Below are 26,866 nucleotides of genomic sequence, written 5' to 3' on the forward strand. Positions count from 1 at the left end.
GGCCTCTGTGGGAGCCGGCTTGCCGGCGATAGGGCCCGGCCGGGCGACTTGCATTTAGCGCCCCAGGGGCATAGCTTTCCCGGCATTCCTTTTCGTGCCCAGGAGCAACCCATGTACACCGGCATCGTCCAGGCCGTGCGCCCTCTTCTCGCTGTAACCACCCACCCGGGCCACAACGAGTTCACCGTCGACCTCACCCCCGAACTGCTCGACGAGCTGAAGATCGGCGCCAGCGTCAGCGTCGAAGGCACCTGCCTGTCGGTCACCGAAATCGACGGCACCCAGGTGAAGTTCGACGCCATGACCGCCACCCTGGAACGCACCAACCTGCGCTTCTTCAAGGCCGGCCAGGGGGTGAACATCGAGCGTTCAGCGAAGATGAACGCCGAAGTCGGCGGCCACCTGATGGCCGGCCACATCGCCACCACCGCCGAGATCGTCGAGCTGTCGATCAAGGACACCGGCGCCTTCATCACCTTCCGCATGCCGCAGGAATGGGCCAAGTACGTGTTCCCGCGAGGCTTCCTCGGGGTCAATGGCTGCAGCCTGACCGTCGCCGATGTCGACGACACGCTGGTGACCATCAACCTGATCCCAGAAACCCTGCGCCAGACCACCTTCGCCCATTACCAGGCAGGCGAGCTGATCAACATCGAAGTGGACCACCAGACCATGGTGCTGGTCGATGTGGTGGAGCGCACCCTGAAGAACACCCTGACCCGCGAGAAGCTGCTGTCCTGACGGGCCTCATCGCCGGCAAGCCAGCACCCACCTTGTCAGCAGCGCTGCAAACACTTGTGGGAGCCGGCTTGCCGGCGATAGGGCCAGAGCAGGCACCTCAAACGCTGCGGGTAATCCCGCCATCGACACGAATGTTCTGCCCGGTGATGTACGCCCCACCCTCGCTCGCCAGGAAGGCAACCGTCGCAGCAATCTCCTCGGCAGTACCGTAGCGCTTGAGCGGCACACTCTCGCGACGGGCGTCAGTGGCCGGCAGGCTGTCGATCCACCCTGGCAGCACGTTGTTGATGCGAATATTGTCGGCGGCATAGGTGTCGGCGAAGATCTTGCTGAACGACGCCAGCCCGGCGCGGAACACCGCCGAAGTGGGGAACATGTCGCTCGGCTCGAAGGCCCAGGCGGTGGAGATATTGATCACCACCCCACCCTGCTGGCGTTGCATGATCGGCGTGACCAGGCGGGTCGGGCGGATGACGTTGAGCAGGTAGGTTTCCATGCCCAGGTGCCAGTCTTCGTCACTGATCTCCAGGATCGGTGCGCGGGGCCCATGGCCGGCGCTGTTGACCAGCACGTCGACGCGGCCCCATTGAGCGACCACCGCGTCGACCAGGCGCTGGATGTCGTCGTTGCAGCGGTTGCTGCCGGTGACACCGATGCCGCCCAGCTCTCGGGCCAGTGCCTCGCCCTTGCCGGACGACGACAAGATACCGACCTTGAAGCCGTCCGCCGCCAGGCGCCGGGCGGCTGCCGCGCCCATACCGCTGCCACCGGCGATCACGATTGCCACTTTTTCAACTGCCATGGGGCCCCCTTGTCGAGCTCGTCTGCATGAATGATGGGTTCAGACTAGCAGCCGCCTTGCGCAGGCAGAGAGCCAGGCAAACTTCAATCAGTCGATAGAAAATCTACTGCCTGAGTTGCCTGCTCCAGCAACCAGCCGCGAACGGTTGCCAGCGCCGGTGGCTGATGGGCGTTGCGTGGCCAGACCAGGTAAAACGCCTGGTCCAAACGCAATTCGTGGTCGAACGCCAAGGCCAGGCGCCCGGCGGCCAGGTCGCTCTGCACGAAGTAGTAGCTGGCCAGCGCCAGCCCCTGCCCGGCGATCGCCGCATCGATGGCCAGTGCCGTCTGGTTGAAGCGTACGTTCCTCGCCACCGCCTGCAACGGCTGCTGAAACACCTCGCCGATGAAATCGGGCCAGAAGTTGTGCGCGTCATGCAGCAAGGTGTAGCGCTGCAGCTGCGCAAGTTCCGCCGGTGCGCCTTGAGCCTGCAGCAGGGTCGGGCTGCCCACGGCGACGATGCGCTGGGGCAGGAACAGTTCGGTGTGCAGCGCCGGGCCGAACGGCGGCCGGCCGTAACGCACGGCAAGGTCCACGCCTTCGGGGCGAAACTGCGAAAGACGGTCGGTGGCCAGCACCTGCAGGTCGATGCCCTGGTGCTGCCGGGTGAAGGATGACAGCCGCGGAATCAGCCACTTGGCGGCGAAGGTTGGGGTCACGCTGACGGTGAGCTGCGCGCCGTCAGGCCGCAGGGCCTGAGTGGCGCTGGCGATCAGGGCGAAGGCGCTGCGGATGTCGCTGCTGTAGCGCTGCCCGGCGCCCGTCAGGCCCAGCCCCCTGGGCAGGCGGTCGAACAGCTTGAGCCCAAGGTTCGCCTCCAGCCCGCGAATCTGCTGCGCCACCGCCGCCTGGGTCACGCCCAGTTCGTCGGCAGCCAGGCGGAAATTCAGATGCCGCGCCACCACCTCGAATACCCGCAGGGCATTGAGGGGTGGCAGCGCCGAGAAGCCATCGGCCATGAAGTTTATCTACTGAGTGGAAACGCCCTCACCTTACTCGATTCGCGGGTGCTGCTGCACCAGTAGCTTGCGCTTGGCCTCGAGTTCGGCGATCTGCTCGTCGATGTCCTCGATTTTCTGCTCGATGGTGTCGTGGTGTTCCTGCAACAGTTCGCGGGCCTCTTCGATGTCCGATGCCGCGGGTGCGGCGCCGCGCAGGGGCTTGTTGGCGGTTTCCTTCATGGTCAGGCCAGTGACCAGGCCGATGGCGGCGATCACCATCAGGTAATAGGCCGGCATGTACAGGTCGCCGGTGCTTTCCACCAGCCAGGCGGCCAGGGTCGGGGTGAGGCCGGCGATCAGCACCGAGATGTTGAAGGCGCTGGCCAACGCGCTGTAGCGGATGTGGGTGGGGAACATCGCCGGCAGGGTCGAGGCCATGACGCCGATGAAGAAATTCAGTAGCACAGCGATGATCAGCAGGCCGGCGAAGATCACCCCGAGCACACCGCTGTTGATCAGCCAGAAGGCCGGGATGGCCAGGGCGAACAGGCCGACGCTACCGACGATGATGAACGGCCGGCGGCCCCACTTGTCACTCAACAGGCCGATCATCGGCTGCACGAACAGCATGCCGACCATGATCGCGATGATGATCAGCACGCCGTGGTCTTCGCTGTAGTGCAGGTTGTGCGACAGGTAGCTGGGCATGTAGGTGAGCAGCATGTAGTAGGTGACGTTGGTGGCGATCACCACGCCGACGCAGGTCACCAAGCTGCGCCAGTGCTGGGTGGCGACTTCCTTGAACGACACTTTGGGCCCCGATGCCAGCCCCTCGCGGTCGCCTTGCTCCAGTTTGTCGACGTGCTGCTGGAAGGCCGGGGTTTCCTCGAGGGCATGGCGCAGGTAAAGGCCGATGATGCCCAGCGGCAAGGCCAGGAAGAACGGCAGGCGCCAGCCCCATTCGAGGAATTTCTCCTCGCCCAGCACGGTGGAAATCAGCACCACCACCCCGGCCCCGAGCACGAAGCCGGCAATCGAGCCGAAGTCCAGCCAACTGCCGAGAAAGCCACGCTTGCGGTCGGGTGCGTACTCGGCGACGAAGATCGAGGCGCCGGTGTACTCCCCGCCCACCGAAAAGCCCTGGGCCATTTTCGCCAGCAACAGCAAGATCGGCGCCCAGATGCCAATGGTGGCGTAGGACGGTATCAACCCGATGGCGAAGGTACTGAGCGACATGATCACGATGGTCGCGGCAAGGATCTTCTGCCGGCCGAAGCGATCGCCCAGGGCACCGAAGAACAACCCGCCCAGTGGGCGGATCAGGAACGGCACCGAGAAGGTGGCCAAGGCGGCGATCATCTGCACGCTGGGGTCGGCGTTGGGGAAGAACACCTTGCCCAAGGCATAGGCGACAAAGCCATAGACGCCGAAGTCGAACCATTCCATGGCGTTGCCCAGCGCCGCAGCGGTGATCGCCTTGCGCATCTTGGCATCGTCAACGATGGTGATGTCTTTCAAGCCGATCGGCTTGACGGTTTTCTTGCGTGATTTCATCCCAGTGTCCCTGTGGCTGAGCCTCTCTGGCATCAGAACCGCAGGGACACTAAATAATTCCACGCTCAGCGATTTCTCGCCGTCTGGGTCAGATGCCCTCGCGCGCCAGGTCCATGGCGAAGTAGGTCAGGATCAGGTCGGCACCGGCACGCTTGATCGCGCCCAGGCTCTCGCGCACCACACGGCCTTCGTCGATGGCACCGGCCAGGCCGCCGAACTTGATCATCGCGTACTCGCCGCTCACCTGGTACGCCGCCAGCGGCAGGCGCGAGGCGGCGCGGATATCGGCGATCACGTCAAGGTAGGCGCCGGCCGGCTTGACCATCAGCACATCGGCCCCTTCCTGCTCGTCGAGCAGCGACTCGCGCACGGCTTCGCGGCGGTTCATCGGGTTCATCTGGTAGGCCTTGCGGTCGCCCTTGAGCGTGGTGCCGCCGGCTTCACGGAACGGGCCGTAGAGCGACGAGGCGAACTTGGTGGAATAGGCCATGATCGCGGTGTCGTGGAAGCCTGCGGCATCCAGCGCGCCACGGATAGCTTGGACCTGGCCGTCCATCGCCGCCGACGGTGCGATGAAGTCGGCACCGGCAGCCGCAGCGACCACGGCCTGCTTACCAAGGTTGGCCAGGGTCGCGTCGTTGTCCACGCCGTGGTCGTGCAGCACGCCGCAGTGGCCGTGGCTGGTGTATTCGCAGAAGCAGGTGTCGGACATCACCACCATTTCCGGCACGGTGTCCTTGCAGATGCGCGCCATGCGTGCGACCAGGCCGTTTTCGTTCCAGGTGTCGCTGCCGGTGGCATCGAGGTTGTGGGAGACGCCAAAGGTCATCACCGACTTGATGCCAGCGCGGGCGTAGCGCTCGATTTCCTGGGCGAGCATTTTCTCGGGGATGCGGTTGACCCCCGGCATGCTGGTGATCGGCACGAAGTCATCGATGCCTTCCTCGACGAAGATCGGCAGGATCAGGTCTTCGAGGCGGAATTCCGTCTCCTGGAAAAGGGTGCGCAGCGATTCGTTCTGGCGCAGGCGGCGGGGGCGGACGGACGGGAAACGGTTGGACATGACAGCTCCAGGGAATATGGACGGCGTACACCATATGCCTGTTGGGCGCCAGTGAAAAGGGCGGATAAGGAGATTATGCATTGCGCCGGATGCAGTAGCCGTTTTTTGCATGAGATGAACTGGGGTCATCACGACACTGCATGCGCTTCATCCCGGAGTACCTGCGCATCTTCACCGGCCAGGAGCCGGCGCCCCATGAGCTGGCGCGCCTCTACCAGCGCAACGACTTCACGCCGCCCGCGGCCTAGTCAGCCTTCGGTGGGCTGCAGCGGCGTGGGCAGGATTTTCTGGTAGAAAGCCAGGTCCAGCCAGCGGCCGAACTTGTACGCCGCTTCGCGGATGACCCCTGCCGACTCGAAGCCCAGGCTTTCATGCAAGGCGATGGAAGCTTGGTTGGCCAGGTCGATGCCGCCGACCATGATATGCACCTCCCGTTGGCTCGCCAGCGCGATCAGGTCGCCGAGCAGGCGCTTGCCCAGCCCCATGCCGCGGCAGTCGTGGTGGACGTAAACAGAGTGCTCGACGCTGTACTTGTTGGCCGGGCGATCGCGGAACGGACCATAGCTGGCGAAGCCCAGCAGCTTGCCCTGCTCGTCCTCGTAGCCGATCACCGGCAAGTTGCCACGGCGCTTGCCGGCGAACCATTCGACCATGGATGCGGGTTCGCGTGGCTTGTAGTCGTACAAGGCGGTCGAGTTGAGGATGGCGTGGTTGAAGATGGCGAGAATGGCCTCGGCGTGGCGTTCTTCGCTGCAGTGGATGAGGCGCATGGCTGACTACCCGAATAGAACACAATAAGATACGATTTGTATCAAATAGTGGACGACCTGAGAAGGGCCTTGTGATGACACTTGACCAGACGATTGCTCAGCGCCTTGCCAGCCTGCGTGGCCAGCAGCGCCTCAGTCTGGCACAACTGGCGGAACGCTCCGGAGTGAGCAAGGCGATGATTTCCAAGATCGAGCGCCTGGACAGCAGCCCCACGGCAGCGGTGCTGGGGCGGCTGGCGTCGGGGTTGGGGGTGTCCTTGAGCCAGTTGCTGGCAGAGGACAAGGCAGCGGACAGTTCGGCCTTGCGCCTGCGGGAGGCCCAGGAAACCTGGCGCGACCCGGCCAGCGGCTATGTGCGCAGGCAGGTCGCGGAGCTGGATCAGGCAAGTGGCAGCGAACTGGTGGAGATCGAATTGCCACCGGGGCAGCGGATCGACTACCCATGCTGGCACTCGCAGCCGTATCGGCAACGGCTGTGGGTAGTGGATGGCGCGTTGGAGGTGACCTATGGCGAAGAGCGCTACCTGATGGAAAGCGGTGACCAGCTGGACTTTGCCGTGGACAAGCCGGTGAGTTACCTGGCGCCGGGGGCCGGCACTTGCCGTTACTTGCTCAACATACTGCACCGGCCGCTTAACCGGTAAATCGGATCATCGCGCTGCCCCTGTGGGAGCCGGCTTGCCGGCGATAAGGCCCAGACAGACTGTGCAGCTTCGCCTGCACTGGCTTCATCGCCGGCAAGCCGGCTCCCACAAGGGAGGGGATGGCGCGAGCTTGGAGATTACTGCAACCAGGGCGGCGGTGGTTCCTCAGCTTTGACCGGGCCCTGCTCGGCCTCCGCCAACGCCGCACGGCGGCGGGCCTCCTCGCGCTGCGCCGCCTCGATCTCGCGCATCACGCCGACTACGTCCGCGGCATGTTCATCGTCCGCGAACGCCCCGGTCAACGGGCTGTCCGGGCGCAGCTCGCCGGCTTCGTACAGCGCCCACATCTCCTGGGCATAGCGGGTGCCCTTGAGCTCCGGGGCAAAGCGCCCGAAATAGTGGGCCATGTTCGCCACGTCGCGCTGCAGCATGCTGAACGCATGGTTGTTGCCCGCCGCATCCACTGCCTGCGGCAAGTCGATGATCACCGGGCCTTCAGGGCCGAGCAGCACGTTGAATTCCGACAGGTCGCCATGCACCAGCCCGGTGCACAGCATCAGCACGATCTGGCGAATGACGAAGGCATGGTGCTCGCGCGCCTCCTCTGCCTCCAGGTGCACATCGTTAAGGCGCGGTGCGGCATCGCCGTCGGCGTCGGTCACCAGCTCCATCAACAGCACGCCATCCTGGAAATCGAACGGCTTGGGCACGCGCACGCCGGCATTGGCCAGGCGGAACAGCGCCGCCACTTCGGCGTTCTGCCAGGCATCCTCGGCTTCCTTGCGCCCGTACTTGCTGCCCTTGGCCATGGCCCGGGCCTGGCGGCTGTTACGCACCTTGCGGCCTTCCTGGTACTCGGCGGCCTGGCGGAAGCTGCGCTTGTTGGCTTCCTTGTAGACCTTGGCGCAACGTACCTGGGTACCACAGCGCACTACATAGACGGCGGCTTCCTTACCGCTCATCAGGGGTCGCAGTACTTCGTCGACCAGGCCGTCTTCAATCAGTGGTTCGATTCGTTTTGGCGTCTTCATCAGGCTAGGTTTCGGGGTCCTGTCTGGCCACTTGGCTGGAAAGCGGCCATCCTCTCACAGGCTGATCCGTCTTGCTCGTTTGTCTGCGCCCACGGCCCGCTATCAGACCACCGGATGCCTGGCCGCCCGGCCTTCGAGCAGCGCCGCCAGTTCCGCGGCCGCGGTACGCGCCATCAAGCCACGCGCCTCGACCGTGGCCGAACCGATGTGTGGCAAGGCCACCACCTGGGGCATCGCCAACAAGGGGGAATCGGCCGGCAATGGTTCGCGCTCGAATACGTCAAGCCCGGCCGCGCGCAGCCGTCCCTCGGCCAGCGCCTCTAGCAGCGCCGGCTCGTCGACCACTGCGCCACGGGCGATATTGACGAAGATCGCCCCTGGGCGCATGGCTGCGAATTGCTCGCGGCCGAACAAGTGGTAGGTCGCCGTGCTCAGGGGCACGCAAACGCAGATGAAGTCGGCCTCGGCCAGCAGCTCGGGCAACGGCAGGCGGCGCGCGCCGAACGCCGCCTCATACTCAGGTTTGGCGCTGTTGCCGCTGTACACCACCGGCATGCCAAAGCCGAAATGCCCGCGCCGGGCCACGGCCGCGCCGATGCGTCCAAGCCCGACGATTCCCAGGGTCTTGCCGTGCACGTCCAGGCCGAAGCGAGACGCATCGATACTGCGCGTCCAGCCGCCGTCACGCACCAGCTGCGCCAGCTCGCAGGCGCGCCGAGCGGCCATCATCAACAGCATGAAGCCGGTATCGGCGGTGGTCTCGGTGACGGCATCCGGGGTGTTGCTCAGGCGTATACCGCGCTGGTGCAGGTAGCCCAGGTCATAGTTGTCATAGCCCGCCGAGACACTGGCGATCACCTTGAGCGCAGGCGCCTGATCAAGCAGTTCGGCGCCCAGCGGCAAGCTGCTGCCGATCAGCCCGTCCGCCGTGGCCAGGGCCGCGAGGAAACGCTCACGGTCGGCCAGCGGCTCGTCGAAACGCTGGAAGTGGTAGCGCTGGCCGAGCTCGGCCAGCACCTGGGCACTGGCAATGGGGCCGAAGGAAACGACATGCTGCATGGAACCTCCTCAGTCAATGGGGGATACGGTTGGGGCCGCATACAGGCGGCGGGGGACACCCCAGAGGATCAACACGATCGCCAGCAGGCTGACTGCCGTCAGCAGCCACAGCGCCGGTGTCGGCGAGCCGCTGGCATCGCGCACCTTGCCCACCAGGAAGGGGCCGACGATGCCGCCGAGCTGGCCGATGGAGTTGATCAGCGCGATGCCGGCTGCCGCCGCCAGGCCCGTCAGGTATTTCGGTGGCAGGGTCCAGAAGATCGGCATCCAGGCGATGATCCCGGTCATGATCAGGCTCATGCCCAGTATCAGCAGCGGCAGCTGGCCGCTGAACGCCGCGCACAGGGCATAGCCGACGGTGGTCATCGTCGCGCAACTCGCCATGTGCCAACGCCGCTCGCCACGCAGGTCGGAACTGCGGCCGACCAGCAGGTTGCCGACCACCGCCACCAGGTACGGGATCATCGTCAGCCAGCCGATGTCCATCGCATCGGCCACCCCAGCATTGCGAATCAGCTGCGGCATCCAGAACAGCAGGCCTGTCAGGGCCATGACCAGGCACAGGTAGATCGCCGACAACGCCAACGAGGCCGGCTCGCGCAGGATCGCGCGGATCGAGCTGCCACCGCTGGGTTGCGGATCGGCATCCAGGCGTTCACGCAAGTAGCGTTTTTCCTCGGCATCGAGCCAGCGCGCCGCCTCGATGCGATCGCTGACCAGCCACAGCACCAAAAGGCCGAGCAGCACCGACGGCAACCCTTCGAGCAGGAACAGCCACTGCCACCCGGCCAGGCCGTTGACCCCATCGAAGTGGCTGAGGATGAACCCCGCCAAGGGGCCGCCGACGATGCCGCACAGGCAGATCGAACTCTTGAAATAGGCATTGATACGTGCCCGACGGTCGCTGGGGTACCACTGGGTGAAGAAGTACAGCACGCCCGGCACGAAACCGGCTTCCATCACCCCGATCAGAAAGCGCAGCAGGTAGAACCAGGTTTCGCTGGTGACGAACATCATCGCCGCCGAAGTCAGCCCCCAGCTGATCATGATGCGGGCGATCCAGATGCGCGCGCCGATACGGTGAAGCAGCACGTTGCTGGGGACTTCGAAAAGGAAATAGCCGACGAAGAACAGGCTCGCGCCCAGGCCATACACCGCGTCGCTGAAGCCTAGCGCGCTCTGCATCTGCAACTTGGCGAAACTGATGTTGACGCGGTCCAGGTAGGCGAACAGGAAACACACGATGAACAACGGCACGATGCGCCAGTTGATCTTGCGAAACAGGCGGTTATCCAGGGACTCCCGCGCGACCAGGTCGGCGGGCACGGAGCGACTGAGCATGGCTGCAACCTCTTGTTGTTGTTCTAAGGTCTTGGGTAAAGCCCGCCAGGCCAGGCCTGGCGGGGCTGGGCGGCAGCGTCAGCTCAGCGCCTGGCGGCTGTGCGCGCCATCAACCAGGCGCAGCAAGCCCAAGGGGTTGGCGTCTTTGAGTGCATCCGGCAACAAGGCATCCGGGTAGTTCTGGTAGCACACCGGCCGCAGGAAGCGGTCGATGGCCAGGGTGCCTACCGACGTGCCCCGAGCATCGGAGGTGGCCGGGTACGGCCCGCCATGCACCATTGCATCGCTGACCTCGACCCCGGTCGGGTAACCGTTGACCAACAGCCGCCCGGCCTTGCGCTCCAGCAACGGCACCAACGCGGCAAACTGCTCAAGGTCGGCAGGTTCGGCGATCAGGGTGGTGGTCAGCTGGCCATGCAAGCCTTCCACGGCACGGCGCAGCTGGGCCTCATCCGCCACTTCCACGATGACCGTGGTCGGACCGAACACTTCCTCTTGGAGCAACTCGTCGCCCTCGACCAACAGGCTGGCGTCTGCTTCGAACAGCTGCGCATAGGCCTGGTCCCCGTCCAGCTCGGCCCCGGCCAGGTGACGCACCTTCGGATGGCGCTGCAAGCGTTGCACACCGCTGATGTAACTGCGCAAGGTGCCGGCATTGAGCATCGTCTGCCCCGGCTGATCGTCCATGCGCGCGGTCAATGCGCCCTTGAAGGCCGTGAACGCCGGGCTGGCGATACCGATGACCAGACCGGGGTTGGTGCAGAACTGGCCGCAGCCAAGGACCACGGACGCCGCCAGCTCGCTGGAAACCTGTTCTCCACGGGCCTGCAACGCAGCTGGCAACACCAGTACCGGGTTGATGCTGCTCATTTCGGCGAACACCGGAATCGGCTGCGGGCGCGCCGCAGCCAGGTCGCACAGGGCCCGGCCGCCCTTGAGCGAGCCTGTGAAGCCGACCGCCTGGATCGCCGGGTGCTTGACCAGCGGCTCACCGACACCGGCGCCGTAGATCATGTTGAATACCCCGTCCGGCATACCGGTGGCCGTGGCCGCCCGCTGGATCGCCTCGCCGACGTACTCGGCGGTTGCCATGTGGCCGCTGTGCGCCTTGACCACGACCGGGCAACCAGCGGCCAGGGCAGCCGCTGTATCGCCACCGGCCGTGGAGAACGCCAGGGGGAAGTTGCTGGCACCGAACACCGCAACCGGGCCGACGCCGGTACGGTACTGGCGCAGGTCAGGGCGTGGCAGCGGCAGGCGCTCGGGCAACGCGCGGTCGATGCGCGCTCCCAGGTAGTCGCCCCGGCGCAGCACCTGGGCGAACAGCCGCAGCTGATTGCTGGTGCGGCTGCGCTCGCCCTGGATCCGCGCGGCAGGCAGTGCAGTTTCACGGCAGACCGTGGCGATGAACGTTTCGTCGAGGGCATCCAGCTGCTCGGCGATGGCGTCCAGGAACTGCGCCCTACGCTCCGGGGCCAGGCGGTTATAGCAGGCGAACGCCTCTTCAGCGGCGCGTGCAGCAGCATCCACCTCTTGCGCGGTGGCCTGGCTGAACACAACCGGCAAGGCCTCGCCGGTGCGTGCATCGAAACTCTGCAGGCGCACGTTGCCGGCGGCGCTGCGGGCACCGCCAATGAAGTTGCTTCCAGACATGCTTGACTCCTTCAATTGCGTTTAGAGGCTCTTGACCATGCCAGGGCGGACGTCCCGCGGGGCGGCGGCGATGCCGTTGCGCAGCGGCTGGCCAAAAGCTTCCAGGCTGACCTCGAACGTGTCGCCCGGCTGAGCCTGGACGCCATCGGCGAACGACAGGGTGGCGGTGCCGAAGTAGTGCACATGGACATCGCCCGGGCGCAGGAACTGGGTGTACTTGAAATGGTGGAACTCAAGGTTCTCGAAGCTGTGGCACATGTTCTGCTCACCGGATAGGAACGGCTTGCTCCATAGCGTCTGGCCATCGCGCAGGATGCGGCTGCTACCTTCCAGGTGCGACGGCAACGCGCCCAGGCGCAACTCGGGGCCGAAACTGCAGGCGCGCAGCTTGGAATGCGCCAGGTACAGGTAGTTGCGCCGCTCCATCACATGGTCGGAAAACTCGTTGCCCAGGGCATAGCCCAGGCGGAACGGGGTACCGTCGTCACCGATCAAGTACAGCCCGACCAGCTCCGGCTCCTCACCGGCATCCTCGGCAAAGGCCGGCAGCGGCAGGTCGGCGCCGGGGCGCACGACGATGCTGCCATCGCCCTTGTAGAACCACTCCGGTTGCGCGCCCTCCTCGCCCGCCGGCGGGCGGCCGCCCTCCAGGCCCCACTGGAACATGCGCAGGCTGTCGGTGACCGCGCCCTCGGCCTGCTGCTGGTGCATCTTGTCGCGGGTGGCGGCGCTGCCCAGGTGGGTCAGGCCGGTGCCGGTGACCAGGCAATGGGCCGAATCTTCATGGTCCAGCGGCGCCAATACCCGGCCTTCGGCCAGCAGCGCCAGGTAGTCGTGGCTCTCGCCAAGGCCAGCCTGTTGCACTTCGCAGGCCAGGTCACGCCGGCCCGCGATGGCCCGCAGGGCCAGTTCGCGGGTGCTGGTGACGCCAAGGATTTCCAGGGCGCGGTCGCCCTCCACCACGCCGACCCGGCGCTGGCCGGCGGCGGTTTCGAATTGGATCAGTCGCATGCTTGTGCTCGCTTGTCGGTTGCGGATTTCAGCGGGAGGCATCGGCCACCTGCTCGGATGCCTGGCGCTGGCGGCGCTCCAGGCGGTTGTAGACGACACCGGTGAGCAGCAGCCCGAACAGCATCACCAGCGCCAGGAAGTACAGGCCTGACGAGAGCTGGCCGGTGTGCTCCTTGAGCGCACCGATGCCGAACGGGCCCAGGTAGCCACCGAGGTTACCGATCGAGTTGATCAGGGCGATACCGGCCGCCGCGCTGGCGCCAGAGAAGAAGCGCCCAGGCAAGGTCCAGAAGATCGCCGTGCAGGAAAACAGCGCAAAGGCCACCAGGCACAAGGCGCCAAGCTGCAGCACCGGCAGGCTCAGCCAGGCGCTGAGGAACAGGCCCAGTGCCCCCAGGGCGTACAGCAAGGCCAGGTGGCCATAGCGATCGTTGAGGCGGTCGGAGCTGCGCGGGATGAGCAGCAGGCCGATGATGCCGAACAGGTAGGGCACCGCCGAGACGAAGCCGGTCACCAGGTCGCTGCCGCCGAACTGGTGGATCAGGGTCGGCAACCAAAGGCCCAGGCCATAGATGCTCAAGGTGACCGGCAGGTAGAACAGCGCCAGCAGCAGTACGCGGCTGTCTTTCAAGGCATGCAATGGGTTGCCGTGACGGGTCTGGCCGAATTCGCGCAGGTCGTTGGCCAATTGCTCCTGCAGCCAGCTGCGCTGCGCTTCGCTGAGCCAGTGCACCTGGTCTGGGCCATCGGGCAGCAGGCGCAGGGTCGGCCAGGCCAGCAGCACCGCCGGGGTGCCGATGCAAATGAACAGCCACTGCCAGCCATGCAGCCCGAAGTTGCCATCGAGCCCCAGCAGCGCGCCGGACAGCGGGCCGGTGACCAGCATCGCCAGAGGCTGGGAAAGGATGAAGAAGCCGAGGATCTTGCCGCGATGGCGTACCGGGTACCACTGGGTGATGTAGTACAGCACGCCAGGGAAGAACCCGGCTTCCGCCGCCCCCAGCAGAAAGCGCATCACATAGAAACCATTGGGCCCGGTGATGAATGCCATGCCGATGGTGATTGCGCCCCAGGTCAACAGGATGCGGGCGAACCAGCGCCGTGCGCCGAAGCGGTCGAGCATCAGGTTGCTGGGCACTTCGCAGAAGAAATAACCGATGAAGAACAGCCCGGCACCCAGGCCGTAGGCGGCATCGCCGAGGCCGATGTCGGCGCCCATGTGCAGCTTGGCAAAGCCCACCGCCGAGCGGTCGACGTAGGCCACCAGGTACAGCAGGACCAGAAAGGGGATGAGTTTCAGCGTGATCAGGCGGACGAGCCGCTGCTCCTGGATCATGGCGAGGTCTCCAATTGTTTTTGTAATGGGGACAGCACACGGCCGGGGTTTTGCGGGCAGACCTCCGGCGAGTTGAGCGATCATATAGTATTACTATTTAAAACAACAACCCTTCACACGCTGCGATTTTGCCGGTAAAGTCACCTCCATAACGATAAATAGTATTACTAATTAGGTGACTGCAATGTCTGATAGCAAACGCCCCCTGCGCTCGGCCCAATGGTTCGGCAGCGCCGACAAGAACGGCTTCATGTACAGGAGCTGGATGAAGAACCAGGGCATCCCAGACCATGAATTCCAGGGCAAGCCGATCATCGGCATCTGCAACACCTGGTCGGAACTGACCCCGTGCAATGCGCACTTTCGCAAGATCGCCGAGCATGTGAAGAAGGGTGTGCTGGAGGCCGGCGGCTTCCCGGTGGAGTTCCCGGTGTTCTCCAACGGCGAATCCAACCTGCGCCCGACCGCTATGCTCACCCGCAACCTGGCGAGCATGGATGTGGAAGAAGCGATCCGCGGCAACCCGGTGGATGCCGTTGTACTGCTCACCGGCTGCGACAAGACCACCCCGGCCCTGCTGATGGGCGCCGCCAGCTGTGACGTGCCGGCCATCGTGGTCACCGGTGGGCCGATGCTCAATGGCAAGCACAAAGGCCGCGACATCGGCGCCGGGACCATCGTCTGGCAGATGCACGAGGCCTACAAGGCCGGGCAGATCGACCTCAACGAATTCCTCTCCGCCGAGGCCGGCATGTCGCGCTCGGCGGGCACCTGCAACACCATGGGCACGGCTTCGACCATGGCCTGCATGGCCGAAGCCCTGGGCACCTCGCTGCCGCACAATGCCGCGATCCCGGCGGTGGACTCGCGCCGCTATGTGCTCGCCCACCTGTCGGGCATGCGCATCGTCGAGATGGTGCAGGAAGACCTGCGCCTGTCGAAGATCCTGACCCGCGAAGCGTTCGAGAATGCCATCCGGGTCAATGCCGCCATTGGCGGTTCGACCAACGCGGTGATCCACCTCAAGGCCATCGCCGGGCGCATCGGCGTAGACCTGCAGCTCGAAGACTGGACCCGCATCGGCCGCGGCACGCCGACCCTGGTCGACCTGCAGCCGTCCGGGCGCTTCCTGATGGAGGAGTTCTACTACGCGGGCGGCCTGCCTGCGGTGATCCGCCGCCTGGGCGAGCATGCCCTGCTGCCCAACCCCGATGCACTGACCGCCAACGGCAAGAGCCTGTGGGACAACTGCCAGGCCGCCCCCCTGTATGACGAAGAGGTCATCCGCCCGATCGACCGGCCACTGGTCGCCGATGGCGGCATCTGCATCCTGCGCGGCAACCTGGCCCCCAAGGGCGCGGTACTCAAGCCGTCGGCCGCCACCCCAGGGCTGATGCGCCACCGCGGACGTGCCGTGGTGTTCGAGAACTTCGAGGATTACAAGGCACGCATCAACGACCCAGCGCTGGAGGTGGACGCCAGTTCGATCCTGGTGATGAAGCACTGCGGGCCTAAGGGTTACCCAGGCATGGCCGAGGTCGGCAACATGGGCCTGCCGGCCAAGCTGCTGGCCCAGGGCGTGACCGACATGGTGCGTATTTCCGACGCCCGCATGAGCGGCACCGCGTATGGCACCGTGGTTCTGCACGTGGCCCCGGAAGCTGCGGCCGGTGGCCCCCTGGCGGCAGTGCGCGAAGGTGACTGGATCGAGCTGGACTGCCACGCAGGCCGCCTGCACCTGGATATCTCCGACGACGAGCTGGCGGGGCGGCTGGCAGACCTACAGGCGCCACAACAGTTGATCAGCGGGGGGTATGCGCGGTTGTACATCGACCATGTGATGCAGGCCGACGAAGGCTGCGATTTCGACTTCCTGGTCGGCTGCCGAGGCGCGGCGGTGCCCAAGCATTCGCATTGAGCCTGCACTGGCCCTATCGCCGGCAAGCCGGCTCCCACAGGGATTGCACACACGATTGCCTCTGTTGGAGCCAGCTTGCCGGCGATAGGGCCGGTACTGCCTCGGGGGTGCTATCATCCCTGCCCGTCCCGATGGATCGCCCCCGCCCCAGATGAACTACCGCCAGCCCACCTCGCGCAAAAGCATGCATGCCACCCTGGTCCAGGACCTGGGCCTGCAGATCGTTTCCGGCCAGCTCGCGCCTGGGCAGAAGCTGCCTGCCGAAGCCAGCCTGTGCGAGGCCTACGCGATCAGCCGGCCGGTGTTCCGTGAAGCCATGCGCGCGCTCACCGCCAAGGGCCTGGTCGAAGCCCGCCCGCGCGTCGGCACCCTGGTGCGCCCGCGGCACGATTGGCACATGCTCGACCCCGACGTGCTGCACTGGCTGATGCAGGCCACGCCACAGCAGGAATTCTTCAACACCCTGTCCAGCGTGCGCTGGGTCATCGAACCCGCGGCCGCCGCGCTGGCCGCCACCAACGCCACCGCCGCCGACGTCGCCTCGATCAGCGAGGCATACCAACGCATGGAGGCTGCACGCAACCACGAAGAGCGCCTGCAACCCGACCTCGACTTCCATTCGCGCATCGCGGACGCCACCCACAATGACCTGTTGGCGTACCTGTGCAACATGCTCTCGCTGGCCCTGCGCGAATCGGTGCGCTACTCCAACCAGCGGGCCAACTTCGACGAGCTGGCCCTGCCGCGACACAAAGCAATCCTCACCGCCATCCAGAACGGCGATGCCCTAGGCGCACGGCATGCGTCACTGGTGCAGCTTGAAGATGCGCGGATGGCCTTGAGCAAGGTGCTGGGGCAAGACCCGATCGGCTGAGCCTGCCTCACGCCGCCAGCCGGCGCTGCACCAGGCAATAGCGCACGCGGTCGAATGCCCAGTTGTACAGCACGGTGTACGGCAGGATGACCACGAAGAAGCCCAGCTCGACCAAAAACGCCTGCCACAGCGAGATCTCCAGCATCCACGCCGCCACCGGCAGGCACCACACCACCAGCCCGGCCTCGAAACCCAGGCCATGGACGAACCGCGTGGTGGCCTTCCAGTGGATGCGTTCGGTCTTCACCACGCGGTCCACCAGCGCGTTGTACAGCATGTTCCAGAGCATCGCGATCACCGACAAGGTGACCGCCAGCGCGCCGGCGGTGGCCAGCGACTTGCCCATGATCCACGACAACAGCGGCGCGCAGAGCAGCACGGCAAACACTTCATAGCCAACGGCATGCACCAGCCGCTCGGTGAAAGAGGTCTTTTTCATTGCAGATTCCATCATTTGATTACGTCGTGCTGCCTATTGTCTTTGATGGAACAGATACGTTCGATATAGCTGCTATCGGTTTTATCTATAGTCTCGCGCCATCAGATGAACGACGCATGTGCGCCATGGCAACAGCGCGTGCGCGCAAACGCAACAACGGGTACACCCAACGACAAGCCAGCCTTCTGCTTCCCCCGTAGCCTGTCACCACAGGTCGCCAGCCGCGGCCTCACCCAAAACACAAGAACAACGTCGGTGACCCATGAACTCAGTTGACCCGATTACCCTGGCGGTCGTGCGGGGTGCGCTGGAGACGGCGCAGCGCGAGATGACCCTGACCCTCGAAAAGACTGGCCGCTCCAGCGTGTTCAACCTGGCGCACGATTACTCCAACTCGCTGTTCGACCACCTGCCGGAAATGATCCTGCAAGGCCAGGACATTCCGATCCACCTGGGCTCGCTGATTCCGGCGATGAAGTGCGTGGCCGAGTGCTTCGGCGACGACATCGCCGAAGGTGATGTCATCTACCACAACGACCCGGCCTACAAAGGCAGCCACATCCTCGACTGCTGCATGTACAAGCCGGTGTTCTACCAGGGCGAGCTGGTGTTCTGGACCGTGTGCAAGGGCCACCTGACCGATATCGGCGGCCCGGTGCCGGCCGGCTACAACCCCGATGCCAAGGAGATCTATGCCGAGGGCCTGCGCATTCCGCCGGTCAAGCTGTGGGAGCGGGGCAAGCGGCGGGAAGACGTGATCAACTTCATGCTCACCAACATGCGCGCCCGCCCCTACCAGGAAGGTGACCTCAACGCCCAGTACGGCGCCTGCAAGGTCGGCGAGCGCCACTTGCTGGAGCTGCTGGACAAATACGGAGTGGCGCAGGTGCGCGCGTGCATCGCCGAGTTGAAGAACATGGCCGACCGGCACATGCGCGCCCTGCTGCGTGACGTGCCCGATGGCCACTACAGCGGCACTGCGGTACTCGAAGACTCCGGCCATGGGCTGGGCGAACTGGCGATCACAGCACACGTGGAAATCCGCGGCGAAACGGCGCACGTACGCATCGAAAGCCCGCCCCAGGTGCCCTACTTCATCAACTCCTACGAAGGCAATTCGGTCTCGGGCGTGTACCTGGGCCTGATGATGTTCGCCCAGGTCGCGCCGCCCTACAACGAAGGCCTGTACCGCTGCGTGAGCGTGGATGTCGGCGCCAAGGGCACCTTGTGCAACGCAGCCGAGCCCGCGCCCCACGTCAACTGCACCACGACCCCGATGGAAACCCTGGCCGATGCTGTACGCACCGCGCTGGAACAGGCGTCGCCGCAACGGGTCACCGCCTCCTGGGGGCACACCAGCGGCATCAACATCGCCGGCCACGACCCCCGCAATGGCAACAGCGAATACGTGACCATGGTGCTGGCCTCGATCATCTCCGGTGCCGGCGCCAACCAGGTGATGGATGGCTGGCATGCCTGCGGGCCACTGTGCTGCTTCGGCGCCCTGATGAGCGGCGATATCGAGCTGCTCGAACATGCCTACCCGATCCTCATCCACCGCTACAGCCTGATGGCCGACAGCGGTGGCGCCGGCGAATACCGCGGCGGCTCCGGCACCCGGCTGGAGATCGAACCCCTGGACCACGCCATGACCGTGGTCGGCTTCGGTGAAGGCCGCCAACTGCCCACGGCAGGTGCCGCAGGTGCACGCAATGGCCTGCTGCAACCCAAGCTCGGCCGACTGATCCATCGCCATGCCAACGGCCATGAAGATCATTACCTGCAGAACCCGATGCTGACCCTGCAACCGGGCGAGCGAATCATCAACATCAACCCGGGCGGCGGCGGTTACGGCGACCCGCTGCGCCGGCCGGTGCAATCGGTACTCGAAGACCTGCGCAATGGCCTGGTTTCCCCCGAGGGCGCGGCCCTGGACTACCGCGTGATCGTCGACACCGACGGCCACCTCGACGAAACCGCCACCCACGCTGCCCGCGGCCAGCTCTGACCGGAGATCCAACATGCGCAACCAATATCGCCTGGGCATCGACGCCGGCGGCACCTTCACCGACTTCATCCTGGCCGACCGTGACGGCGGCGTACAATTGTTCAAGGCGCCGTCCACCCCGCACGATGGCACCCTGGCAATCCGCGCCGGGCTGGCGCAGATCGCCGACGCCACCGGGCTCAGCCCGGCCGAGGTGATCGCCCGCTGCGACCTGTGCATCAACGGCACCACCGTGGCGCTCAACGCGTTGATCGAACGCACCGGCGTCAAGGTGGGCCTACTGTGCACCGAAGGCCACGAGGACAGCCTGGAAATCCGCCTGGGCCACAAGGAAGAGGGCCATCGCTACGACGCCCATTACCCACCGGCGTTCATGCTCGCGCCGCGGCACCTGCGCCGGCCCATCGGTGGGCGGATCCTGGGCGATGGCCGCGAGTACAGCCCGCTGGACGAACAGGCCGTGCACCAGGCCATCGAATATTTCCGCGCCGAGGGCGTCGAAGCGGTGGCCATTTCGTTCCTGTGGTCCGTGCGTAACCCCAGCCACGAGCAACGCGCCGCCGAGCTGGTACGCGCCGCACTGCCGGGCGTGTTCGTCTGCACCGGTGTCGAAGTGTTCCCGCAGATTCGCGAATACACCCGCACCTCCACCACCGTGGTCAACGCGTACCTGAGCCCAGTGATGGACCGCTACGTGGCGCGCATCGATGCGCTGTTCGAGGCGCTCGGTGCGCACCAGCCCGTGCGCTACTTCCAATCCAACGGCGGGCTGGCCCCCGGCCACCTGATGCGCGAACGGGCGGTCAACGCGATCAACTCAGGCCCGGCCTCGGCACCCCAGGCCGGCCTGTCGGTGGCTAAGCCGTTCGGCATCGACAATGTCATTACCGTGGACATGGGCGGCACCTCGTTCGACATCACCCTGACCAACGCCGGGCGTACCAACTTCAGCAAGGACGTGGATTTCCTGCGCCAACGGATCGGCGTACCGATGATCCAGGTCGAAACCCTCGGCGCCGGCGGCGGCTCCATTGCCTCGCTCGACACCTTGGGCATGCTCCAGGTCGGCCCGCGCAGCGCCGGCGCCACGCCCGGCCCGGTGTGCTACGGCAAAGGCGGCACGGAGCCTACCGTGACCGATGCCAACCTGGTACTGGGCTACCTGCCGGACGGCGCGCTTCTGGGTGGCAGCATCCGTCTGAACCGCCAGGCCGCGCTGGAGGCCATTCGCAGCAAGATCGCCGAGCCGCTGGGCATCAGCGTGGAGCGCGCCGCCTTCGGCATTACCACCTTGGTCAACCTGAACATGGTCAATGGCATACGCCGCGTCTCCATCGAGCGTGGCCACGACCCGCGTGACTTCGCCCTGATCGGTGCCGGTGGCGCGGCGGGCATGCACGTTGTGCGGCTGGCCGAGGAAATCGGCATGCGCACCGTGCTGATCCCTAAGGTCGCATCGGGCCTGTGCGCCTTTGGCCAGATACTCTCCGATGTGCGCTACGACCAGCTCACCAGCCTGTCGATGCGCCTGGACGCGGCGCACGCCGACCTGGCGCTGCTCAACCGCACACTGGCCGAACTGCGCCAGCAGGGCATGGCGAACCTGCGCGAAGACGGTTTCGGCGATCAGGCCAGCAGTTGCCACTACACCCTGGAGATGCGCTACGCGGGGCAGATCCACGAATGCAGCGTGGAGCTCGAGCGCGACGCACTGGACAGCACCGGCCTCGGCGCCCTGATCGAGGCGTTTCACCAACGCCACCAGACCCTGTACTCCTACAGTGAGCCGGGTAGCCCGGTAGAACTGGTGAACCTGGAATGCTCGGTGATCGGCCACCTGCCACGCCCGCCCCAGCCGCTGCTGCAAGGCCCGGCCCAGGTGCCTGCGGCAGTGCCGAACTGCCAGCGCCCGATGCGTTTCAGCGCCGACGGCGAGTGGCAAGCCACGCCGGTGTTCAATGGCAATCGCCTGCTACCGAAGCAAACACTGCACGGCCCTTGCGTGATCGAGGAGGACACCACCAACATCGTCGTACCGCCGGGCTGGCAGGCCTGCCTGGAACCATCGGCGACCTACCGGCTGACACCCGTCGCCTGATACAGTGGTCGGCGCACACAGCCGCCCGCCAGCCACGCGCTGCCGGGCGGCTTGCACAATAACAAGAGCTGCTTGAGTAGCTTGCCTGCAGTTCCTTTTTTCAATGCTGCCCTCTTTGAAAAAGGACCGATGATGCCGACAGAAATCTCGACCCACGGCTGGGCCCCTCCCGAGCGCCAGGCGCGCTGGGCCGAAGCCGTCAGTGACACCTACTTCCCCTTGAGCCTGGCGTTCGCCGCCGAGCAACCCTTCGATGGCCACTTGCAGCGCTGGAGCACGCCCAGCACACCGTGCAGCCTGTCGCGCCTGCGCTCGAGCCAGCTCGGCTATTCGCGCAGCAAGGCGCAGATCGGCCAGGACCGCGAGGCGTTCTACCTGGTTACAGTGCCCAGCCGCAGCGAGGTGCACTTCGAACAGGACGGCCACCAGCACAGCTGCCGCCCAGGCGGCTTCATCGTCGAACGCGGCGATGCACCCTACCGCTTCCATTACAGGACCGAAAACGACCTGTGGGTGCTCAAGCTTCCCGAGAGCGCCCTCAAGGGCCACCTGCGCGGGCACCGCCGCTACACCCGCCATTGCTTCGATGCCAGCCAAGGGCTGGGGCTTGTCTTCGTCGAGCAGCTAGACCTGTGTGCCCGGCACTTCGACGCCAACCCGCAGGCTGCCCGCCACCTTTTGCTGGAGCAGGCCATGGCCACCTTGCTGCTGGCGCTACAGCAAGACGAACGCGTACTCGGCAGCGAAGGGTCGAACCTCAGCACCCTGCATCTGACCCGTGTGGAAAACTACGTGCTGCAGAACCTCGCCAACCCCGAGCTGACACCCCAGGCCATCGCCAGCGCCTGCGGGCTCTCGCTGCGCTACCTGCACAAGCTGTTTGCCAGCACCGCCTATACCCTAGGCGAATGGGTGCGCCAGCAGCGCCTGGAGGCGGTGCACAGACAGTTGCGCGACCCGCAATGCCGCCTGCCGATCGGCGAGCTGGCATTTCGGTGCGGTTTTGCCGACCAGGCGCAGTTCACACGGGCGTTTCGCCAGTACTTCGGCTGTACCGCCAGCGAGGTTCGCGCAGCCTGCAGGCACTGAACCCAAGGTGAAAGTTCGGCAATCATCACGCAAGCATTTACAGACGTGCTCAGCTGGCCAGGTGATACTCATTGCGGTGTTGCTTGGCTTCATACATCGCCGCATCAGCCGCCTTGATCAATTCGGCGGGATCCGTTGAGTGATAAGGTGAACGAGCAATTCCAATGCTAGGTGTCACGTAGTCGATGGTCACGTCCCCCATCTGGACGGGTTCACTGAACACACCGAGCAGCCGCTTCGCCAGCCGTTCGGCATCCTCGACGTTGTCCCCCAGCACGAGCAATGTGAACTCGTCCCCCCCCAGGCGAAAGGCACGATCCGGCTTTCGTACGGCGTTCTCCAAACGTCGTGCCAGACACACCAGCAACGCGTCACCCGCTTCATGGCCGAAGGTATCGTTGACCTGCTTGAAACGGTCCAGGTCGATGAAAAAGAGCGTCAGCGGCTGAGGTTGCTGGCCAAGAAGCTCTTTCAGATAGTGGTGGAACGCTTTGCGGTTGCCCAGCCCTGTCAAGGCATCACTGTGCGCCATGGCGTACAGCTGATCCTGATATTCCACATGCGCGCTGACGTCATGCAGAATGCCGCGGTATCCGCAGCACTTGTTTTGACCATCAACGATAGGGGTGATACGGGCCTGGTAATGTCCGACGCTGCCGTCAGCGCGCCGCAGGCGAGCCGAGAGTGCCGGGCTCTCGTGCCCATGCAAGGGATGCAGAATCCTGTGCAGCTCCTGATCATTTTCCATCAGGTTGGCGAACGCCATCCCGGACAAGCTTTCGGCTGAATACCCGACCTGGGAACAAAAAGCAGGATTGATCGACTGCAAGCGGCCAGCTTCATCGAGCTCGAAGTAGCCTTCCTGAATCTCTGCAAGGATCGCGGCATCGCGTGCTTCACTTTGTTCCAGGCGGTCCAAGGTCCGATTAGCCTCATGCCCCAGATCACCCAGCTCGTCTTGTCCACGGTCGCGCAATCGAGCGTTGGGATTGCCCGGCCCGATGGATGCCAATTCGGTGTGCATGCTTCGAATACGGCGCAGCAGAAACCATTCCAGGCCCAGATGAATTGTCACCCAGGCCAAGATCAGACTGGCAACCAATAGCGCCATGAACAGATTCAACTGACGAAGGCCCTCCTGGTAAAGGTGGCGATCGCGAACCAGCTGTAGGCTGAGTTGCGCTTTTCCCAGGCTGTCGTGAAAAACCAGGTCCACACTCTGGCGACTAGCGTCGAGCAATTGCCGTTTGGAAAGACTCATCTGGCTAATGTCGGTGTTGATTGATGATCCAGGAGCAGCGTCATCAGGTGGCGCCCAAACAAGCGCGCCGCCTAGTTGTCGTTGCAATTGACTCACGCGTTCGGCATCAAGGATTGTTCCACCCATTAGATACCCGGAGGGAGTGTCTACACTGGCGAGGATCATCGGAACATCCAGCACAGTGATCAGTTCGGCATGCGAAGCCGGATCAGCAGCCGAATGAAGTAATTTCAGGCGTTCAATGATCCCGGCTTGCAACCTGTCGAGGGTCACGGCATGAAATGCCGACACCGCAGCGTCGCTACGATTGAGCAAGGGTTGCACAACCGTGAATGTGTCTGAACGGGATCGAACCAGAAAATCAAAACCGGTTGTCTCGAAATGGAGCGGTAAACCTGGACGTTGTAGCAACGCACTGAGATTGCTCAGCCGGTCGACATCGCGTTCGAACAAGATGTCCATCATCACCCGCAACCGATCAGCTTCGACCAGGAGCAACTGCTCGTCCTCTTGATCTAGCCGTGCGAGCAACACGCCATGCCCCCACCCTCCCATCAAGATCAGCACCAAAAACACCGGCGGCGCAAGCAGACATAGAAGTTTCTTGCGCAGGCTCATGGCCGGCTCACAAGGGCTGAAAGCATCTTGACTCCCCTAGATCAACATTTGGCAGCGCTCGCCTGCGCTACGTCATTCTGAAGGCACGTCTACCCAATGAAGCACATCGGCCGATAAGCGCGCATGCACATTTCATGACTGCCCATTATCGTTTGTGAGTATTTTCGAGAAGCAAGGTTAGTCCAAACGGAATGAAGTCACGAGAAAACGCCCGTGGTGGCGTTCACTGCCTGTTACACAACTCCCGTATATCGCTAGCCTGTTGGCAGGGCCCTGGAAATCTCACGCGAATGCTATTAAAGCGCCACGCCCTACGTTTCAGCTAAAAGCTCAATCCAATTTTAGAGCTAATACTTGAACGGTCGAGAATGTCGCCTAATGTATAAAGTCTGTCGGGTAGAGTCACGTCTCGTTCGTAATTGAGGCCTGTCGTGAAAAGAGCGGTGAACACCGACTTGGTCTTTGAGACGTGACGACTCGCTATTGCAGTACGAAATCGTTCGCTGGCAGTTGCCCATCGGTACAGCGCATCCGTTCAAAGGGAGCTTGTTATGCTGAATGCGAAACCGAGCACATTCGAAAGAACGCCTGTCAGTCCTTCCGGACTCTGGAAATTAAGCGCTTCATTCCTTTTAGCCAGTGCCCTCTCTATCACCACGCAAGCTTGGGCGGCGGAATCCCCCTAACCGGCAACAGATGCCACCAAGGCCGCCAACGATGCCTTGTTGAAAGAGCTGCCTTTCAACGACAAGACCTCTTTCGAGCTGGCGCACAAAGGCTTCATCGCGCCCCTGCCCTCCGAGCCGATCAAAGGCCCAAACGGCAACATGATCTGGGATCCGAACAAGTACGGATTCATCAAGGAAGGTGAAGCCGCCCCTGCTTCCACCAACCCCAGCCTGTGGCGCCAATCGCAGCTGATCAACATTTCCGGGCTGTTCGAGGTCACCGACGGCATCTACCAGGTGCGTAACTACGACCTGTCCAACATGACGATTGTCGAGGGCAAGGAAGGTATCACGATCTTCGACCCGCTGATCTCCAGCGAAACTGCCAAAGCCGCGCTTGACCTGTACTACAAGCACCGGCCGAAAAAGCCCGTTGTAGCCGTGATCTACACGCACAGCCACGTGGACCACTACGGCGGCGTTCGCGGCGTGATCAACGAAGAGGACGTCAAGTCTGGCAAGGTCAAGGTATATGCACCCAAAGGCTTCCTGGAGCATGCCGTGGCCGAGAACGTGATGGCCGGTACCGCGATGAGCCGCCGTGCCAGCTACATGTACGGCAACTTGCTGCCACCGAATGAAACCGGCCAGCTGGGCGCCGGCCTGGGGACCACCACTTCCGCTGGTACCGTAACCCTCATCCCACCGACCGACATCATCGAGAAGACCGGCGAGAAGCGCACCATCGACGGTCTTACCTATGAGTTCCTGTACGCGCCAGGCAGTGAGGCGCCGGCCGAGATGCTGTACTACATCCACGAGAAGAAAGCGCTCAACACTGCCGAAGACTCGACCCATACCCTGCACAACACCTATTCGCTGCGTGGCGCCAAGATTCGCGAACCGCTGCCGTGGTCCAAATACCTCAACGAAGCCTTGAAAATGTGGGGTGATGACGTGCAGGTGATGTACGCCATGCACCACTGGCCGGTCTGGGGCAACAAAGAGGTCAAGGAGCAGCTTTCGTCGCAGCGTGACATGTACCGTTACATCAACGACGAAACCCTGCGCTTGGCGAACAAAGGCTACACGATGACCGAGATCGCCGAGCAGGTGAAACTGCCCAAGGGTATCGCTCAGCGCTTCTCCAACCGTGGCTACTATGGCTCGCTCAACCACAACGTGAAGGCCACCTACGTGCTGTACCTGGGCTGGTTCATCGGCAACCCGGCTACCTTGTGGGAGCTGCCGCCGCAAGAGCAATCCAAGCGTTACGTGGACATGATGGGTGGCGCAGATGCCGTGCTCAAGAAGGCCAAGGAATACTACGACAAGGGTGATTTCCGCTGGGTAGCCGAGGTGGTCAACAAAGTGGTCTTTGCCGACCCGAACAACCAGGCGGCGAAGAACTTGCAAGCCGACGCGCTGGAGCAACTGGGCTACCAGGCCGAAAGCGGCCCTTGGCGCAACTTCTACCTGACCGGAGCCAAGGAACTGCGTGAGGGGGTCGAGCAGTTGCCGACGCCAGACACCGCCAGCCCCGATACCGTCAAGGCCATGGACCTTGACCTGTTCTTCGACTATCTGGCCATGCGCCTGAAAGGGCCTGAGGTCGAGGATAAGCACATCACCTTGAACTTCGATTTCACCGACCTGAAACAGCAGTACGCACTGGAGATGGTCAACGGCGTGCTCAACCATACCGAAGGCCTGCAGGCGAAGGACGCCGATGCCAAGATAACGTTGACTCGCGACACCTTGAACAAGCTGATGCTCAAGGAAACCACCCTCAAGGATGCGATTTCTTCAGGTGCAGTGAAGGTGGATGGTGCCGAAGCCAAACTCGAAGAGCTGATGAGCTACATGGACAACTTCGACTTCTGGTTCCCAATCGTCACGCCTTGATGG

General features: G+C 63.8%; 21 protein-coding genes and 1 pseudogene. 9 read left to right on the forward strand and 13 right to left on the reverse strand.

Annotation, left to right across the window (positions count from 1 at the left end; genetic code table 11):
- Positions 1–111: 111 nt before the first annotated feature.
- On the forward strand, positions 112–741 hold the full coding sequence (locus KU43P_RS15150) for a riboflavin synthase subunit alpha (RefSeq protein ID WP_317658179.1): 630 nt from the start codon (positions 112–114) through the stop codon (positions 739–741).
- Positions 742–838: 97 nt separating this feature from the next.
- Here the strand turns inward: KU43P_RS15150 and KU43P_RS15155 are convergent, their stop codons facing one another.
- The 4 genes from KU43P_RS15155 to hemB form a co-directional block, all read right to left on the reverse strand.
- A complete protein-coding gene (locus KU43P_RS15155) occupies positions 839–1,543 on the reverse strand; it encodes an SDR family oxidoreductase (RefSeq protein WP_317658180.1) in 705 nt (234 codons plus the stop codon).
- Positions 1,544–1,626: 83 nt separating this feature from the next.
- The gene (locus tag KU43P_RS15160; RefSeq protein ID WP_317658181.1) at positions 1,627–2,541 is read right to left on the reverse strand and encodes a LysR substrate-binding domain-containing protein; all 915 of its coding nucleotides are present in this window, start codon (positions 2,539–2,541) and stop codon (positions 1,627–1,629) included.
- 33 nt (positions 2,542–2,574) lie between these two features.
- Positions 2,575–4,077 (reverse strand): glycine betaine/L-proline transporter ProP, encoded by a 1,503-nt coding sequence (gene proP / locus KU43P_RS15165; RefSeq protein WP_317658182.1) that lies wholly within the window; start codon positions 4,075–4,077, stop codon positions 2,575–2,577.
- 88 nt (positions 4,078–4,165) lie between these two features.
- A complete protein-coding gene (hemB, locus tag KU43P_RS15170) occupies positions 4,166–5,140 on the reverse strand; it encodes a porphobilinogen synthase (protein WP_317658183.1) in 975 nt (324 codons plus the stop codon).
- 140 nt (positions 5,141–5,280) lie between these two features.
- On the opposite strand from hemB, the pseudogene KU43P_RS15175 reads away from it, so the two are divergent.
- A pseudogene (locus KU43P_RS15175) lies at positions 5,281–5,388 on the forward strand (TetR/AcrR family transcriptional regulator); the annotation flags it as partial.
- Here the strand turns inward: KU43P_RS15175 and KU43P_RS15180 are convergent.
- A complete protein-coding gene (locus KU43P_RS15180; RefSeq protein WP_317658184.1) occupies positions 5,389–5,910 on the reverse strand; it encodes a GNAT family N-acetyltransferase in 522 nt (173 codons plus the stop codon).
- 74 nt (positions 5,911–5,984) lie between these two features.
- Between KU43P_RS15180 and KU43P_RS15185 the strand changes: the two genes are divergently transcribed.
- Complete coding sequence (locus KU43P_RS15185) at positions 5,985–6,554, forward strand: helix-turn-helix domain-containing protein (RefSeq protein WP_317658185.1); 570 nt, start codon at positions 5,985–5,987, stop codon at positions 6,552–6,554.
- A gap of 137 nt (positions 6,555–6,691) precedes the next feature.
- Here KU43P_RS15185 and KU43P_RS15190 read toward each other — a convergent pair whose 3' ends face one another.
- From KU43P_RS15190 to KU43P_RS15215, 6 genes are all read right to left on the reverse strand, one after another.
- Positions 6,692–7,585 (reverse strand): PA4780 family RIO1-like protein kinase, encoded by an 894-nt coding sequence (locus tag KU43P_RS15190; RefSeq protein ID WP_317658186.1) that lies wholly within the window; start codon positions 7,583–7,585, stop codon positions 6,692–6,694.
- 102 nt (positions 7,586–7,687) lie between these two features.
- Positions 7,688–8,644 (reverse strand): 2-hydroxyacid dehydrogenase, encoded by a 957-nt coding sequence (locus tag KU43P_RS15195; RefSeq protein WP_317658187.1) that lies wholly within the window; start codon positions 8,642–8,644, stop codon positions 7,688–7,690.
- Between the two features lie 9 nt (positions 8,645–8,653).
- Positions 8,654–9,985 (reverse strand): MFS transporter, encoded by a 1,332-nt coding sequence (locus KU43P_RS15200; protein ID WP_317658189.1) that lies wholly within the window; start codon positions 9,983–9,985, stop codon positions 8,654–8,656.
- 78 nt (positions 9,986–10,063) lie between these two features.
- The gene (locus KU43P_RS15205) at positions 10,064–11,638 is read right to left on the reverse strand and encodes an aldehyde dehydrogenase (NADP(+)) (RefSeq protein ID WP_317658190.1); all 1,575 of its coding nucleotides are present in this window, start codon (positions 11,636–11,638) and stop codon (positions 10,064–10,066) included.
- A gap of 21 nt (positions 11,639–11,659) precedes the next feature.
- Complete coding sequence (gene araD1, locus KU43P_RS15210; protein ID WP_317658191.1) at positions 11,660–12,649, reverse strand: AraD1 family protein; 990 nt, start codon at positions 12,647–12,649, stop codon at positions 11,660–11,662.
- A gap of 28 nt (positions 12,650–12,677) precedes the next feature.
- Positions 12,678–13,985 carry an MFS transporter gene (locus KU43P_RS15215; protein WP_317658192.1) on the reverse strand — a complete coding sequence of 436 codons (1,308 nt, stop codon included), beginning with the start codon at positions 13,983–13,985 and terminating at the stop codon, positions 12,678–12,680.
- Between the two features lie 184 nt (positions 13,986–14,169).
- On the opposite strand from KU43P_RS15215, the gene KU43P_RS15220 reads away from it, so the two are divergent.
- The gene (locus tag KU43P_RS15220) at positions 14,170–15,903 is read left to right on the forward strand and encodes an IlvD/Edd family dehydratase (protein ID WP_317658193.1); all 1,734 of its coding nucleotides are present in this window, start codon (positions 14,170–14,172) and stop codon (positions 15,901–15,903) included.
- A 151-nt stretch (positions 15,904–16,054) separates the two neighbouring features.
- Positions 16,055–16,777 (forward strand): FadR/GntR family transcriptional regulator, encoded by a 723-nt coding sequence (locus KU43P_RS15225; protein ID WP_317658194.1) that lies wholly within the window; start codon positions 16,055–16,057, stop codon positions 16,775–16,777.
- A 7-nt stretch (positions 16,778–16,784) separates the two neighbouring features.
- Here KU43P_RS15225 and KU43P_RS15230 read toward each other — a convergent pair whose 3' ends face one another.
- A complete protein-coding gene (locus KU43P_RS15230) occupies positions 16,785–17,216 on the reverse strand; it encodes a multidrug/biocide efflux PACE transporter (RefSeq protein ID WP_317658195.1) in 432 nt (143 codons plus the stop codon).
- A gap of 262 nt (positions 17,217–17,478) precedes the next feature.
- Here KU43P_RS15230 and KU43P_RS15235 point away from each other — a divergent pair, with 262 nt between their 5' ends.
- From KU43P_RS15235 to KU43P_RS15245, 3 genes are all read left to right on the forward strand, one after another.
- On the forward strand, positions 17,479–19,224 hold the full coding sequence (locus KU43P_RS15235) for a hydantoinase B/oxoprolinase family protein (RefSeq protein ID WP_317658196.1): 1,746 nt from the start codon (positions 17,479–17,481) through the stop codon (positions 19,222–19,224).
- A gap of 13 nt (positions 19,225–19,237) precedes the next feature.
- Entirely contained in the window at positions 19,238–21,322 is a 2,085-nt protein-coding gene (locus KU43P_RS15240) for a hydantoinase/oxoprolinase family protein (protein WP_317658197.1), read from the forward strand.
- Positions 21,323–21,454: 132 nt separating this feature from the next.
- Positions 21,455–22,411 (forward strand): AraC family transcriptional regulator, encoded by a 957-nt coding sequence (locus KU43P_RS15245; protein ID WP_317658198.1) that lies wholly within the window; start codon positions 21,455–21,457, stop codon positions 22,409–22,411.
- A 49-nt stretch (positions 22,412–22,460) separates the two neighbouring features.
- Here KU43P_RS15245 and KU43P_RS15250 read toward each other — a convergent pair whose 3' ends face one another.
- Entirely contained in the window at positions 22,461–24,290 is a 1,830-nt protein-coding gene (locus KU43P_RS15250) for a diguanylate cyclase domain-containing protein (RefSeq protein ID WP_317658199.1), read from the reverse strand.
- A gap of 725 nt (positions 24,291–25,015) precedes the next feature.
- Between KU43P_RS15250 and KU43P_RS15255 the strand changes: the two genes are divergently transcribed.
- Positions 25,016–26,863: an alkyl/aryl-sulfatase gene (locus KU43P_RS15255; RefSeq protein ID WP_317658200.1), complete on the forward strand. Its 1,848-nt coding sequence runs from the start codon at positions 25,016–25,018 to the stop codon at positions 26,861–26,863.
- Positions 26,864–26,866 lie beyond the last annotated feature (3 nt).

The organism is Pseudomonas sp. KU43P, assembly GCF_033095865.1.
Taxonomy (GTDB): Bacteria; Pseudomonadota; Gammaproteobacteria; order Pseudomonadales; family Pseudomonadaceae; genus Aquipseudomonas.

What these genes read in the sequence shown, in the direction of transcription:
- KU43P_RS15150 (WP_317658179.1), top strand. Translation starts at nt 112, where the DNA reads ATGTACACCGGCATCGTCCAGGCCGTGCGCCCTCTTCTCGCTGTAACC.
- KU43P_RS15155 (WP_317658180.1), bottom strand. Translation starts at nt 1,543, where the DNA reads ATGGCAGTTGAAAAAGTGGCAATCGTGATCGCCGGTGGCAGCGGTATG.
- KU43P_RS15160 (WP_317658181.1), bottom strand. Translation starts at nt 2,541, where the DNA reads ATGGCCGATGGCTTCTCGGCGCTGCCACCCCTCAATGCCCTGCGGGTA.
- proP (WP_317658182.1), bottom strand. Translation starts at nt 4,077, where the DNA reads ATGAAATCACGCAAGAAAACCGTCAAGCCGATCGGCTTGAAAGACATC.
- hemB (WP_317658183.1), bottom strand. Translation starts at nt 5,140, where the DNA reads ATGTCCAACCGTTTCCCGTCCGTCCGCCCCCGCCGCCTGCGCCAGAAC.
- KU43P_RS15180 (WP_317658184.1), bottom strand. Translation starts at nt 5,910, where the DNA reads ATGCGCCTCATCCACTGCAGCGAAGAACGCCACGCCGAGGCCATTCTC.
- KU43P_RS15185 (WP_317658185.1), top strand. Translation starts at nt 5,985, where the DNA reads ATGACACTTGACCAGACGATTGCTCAGCGCCTTGCCAGCCTGCGTGGC.
- KU43P_RS15190 (WP_317658186.1), bottom strand. Translation starts at nt 7,585, where the DNA reads ATGAAGACGCCAAAACGAATCGAACCACTGATTGAAGACGGCCTGGTC.
- KU43P_RS15195 (WP_317658187.1), bottom strand. Translation starts at nt 8,644, where the DNA reads ATGCAGCATGTCGTTTCCTTCGGCCCCATTGCCAGTGCCCAGGTGCTG.
- KU43P_RS15200 (WP_317658189.1), bottom strand. Translation starts at nt 9,985, where the DNA reads ATGCTCAGTCGCTCCGTGCCCGCCGACCTGGTCGCGCGGGAGTCCCTG.
- KU43P_RS15205 (WP_317658190.1), bottom strand. Translation starts at nt 11,638, where the DNA reads ATGTCTGGAAGCAACTTCATTGGCGGTGCCCGCAGCGCCGCCGGCAAC.
- araD1 (WP_317658191.1), bottom strand. Translation starts at nt 12,649, where the DNA reads ATGCGACTGATCCAATTCGAAACCGCCGCCGGCCAGCGCCGGGTCGGC.
- KU43P_RS15215 (WP_317658192.1), bottom strand. Translation starts at nt 13,985, where the DNA reads ATGATCCAGGAGCAGCGGCTCGTCCGCCTGATCACGCTGAAACTCATC.
- KU43P_RS15220 (WP_317658193.1), top strand. Translation starts at nt 14,170, where the DNA reads ATGTCTGATAGCAAACGCCCCCTGCGCTCGGCCCAATGGTTCGGCAGC.
- KU43P_RS15225 (WP_317658194.1), top strand. Translation starts at nt 16,055, where the DNA reads ATGAACTACCGCCAGCCCACCTCGCGCAAAAGCATGCATGCCACCCTG.
- KU43P_RS15230 (WP_317658195.1), bottom strand. Translation starts at nt 17,216, where the DNA reads ATGAAAAAGACCTCTTTCACCGAGCGGCTGGTGCATGCCGTTGGCTAT.
- KU43P_RS15235 (WP_317658196.1), top strand. Translation starts at nt 17,479, where the DNA reads ATGAACTCAGTTGACCCGATTACCCTGGCGGTCGTGCGGGGTGCGCTG.
- KU43P_RS15240 (WP_317658197.1), top strand. Translation starts at nt 19,238, where the DNA reads ATGCGCAACCAATATCGCCTGGGCATCGACGCCGGCGGCACCTTCACC.
- KU43P_RS15245 (WP_317658198.1), top strand. Translation starts at nt 21,455, where the DNA reads ATGCCGACAGAAATCTCGACCCACGGCTGGGCCCCTCCCGAGCGCCAG.
- KU43P_RS15250 (WP_317658199.1), bottom strand. Translation starts at nt 24,290, where the DNA reads ATGAGCCTGCGCAAGAAACTTCTATGTCTGCTTGCGCCGCCGGTGTTT.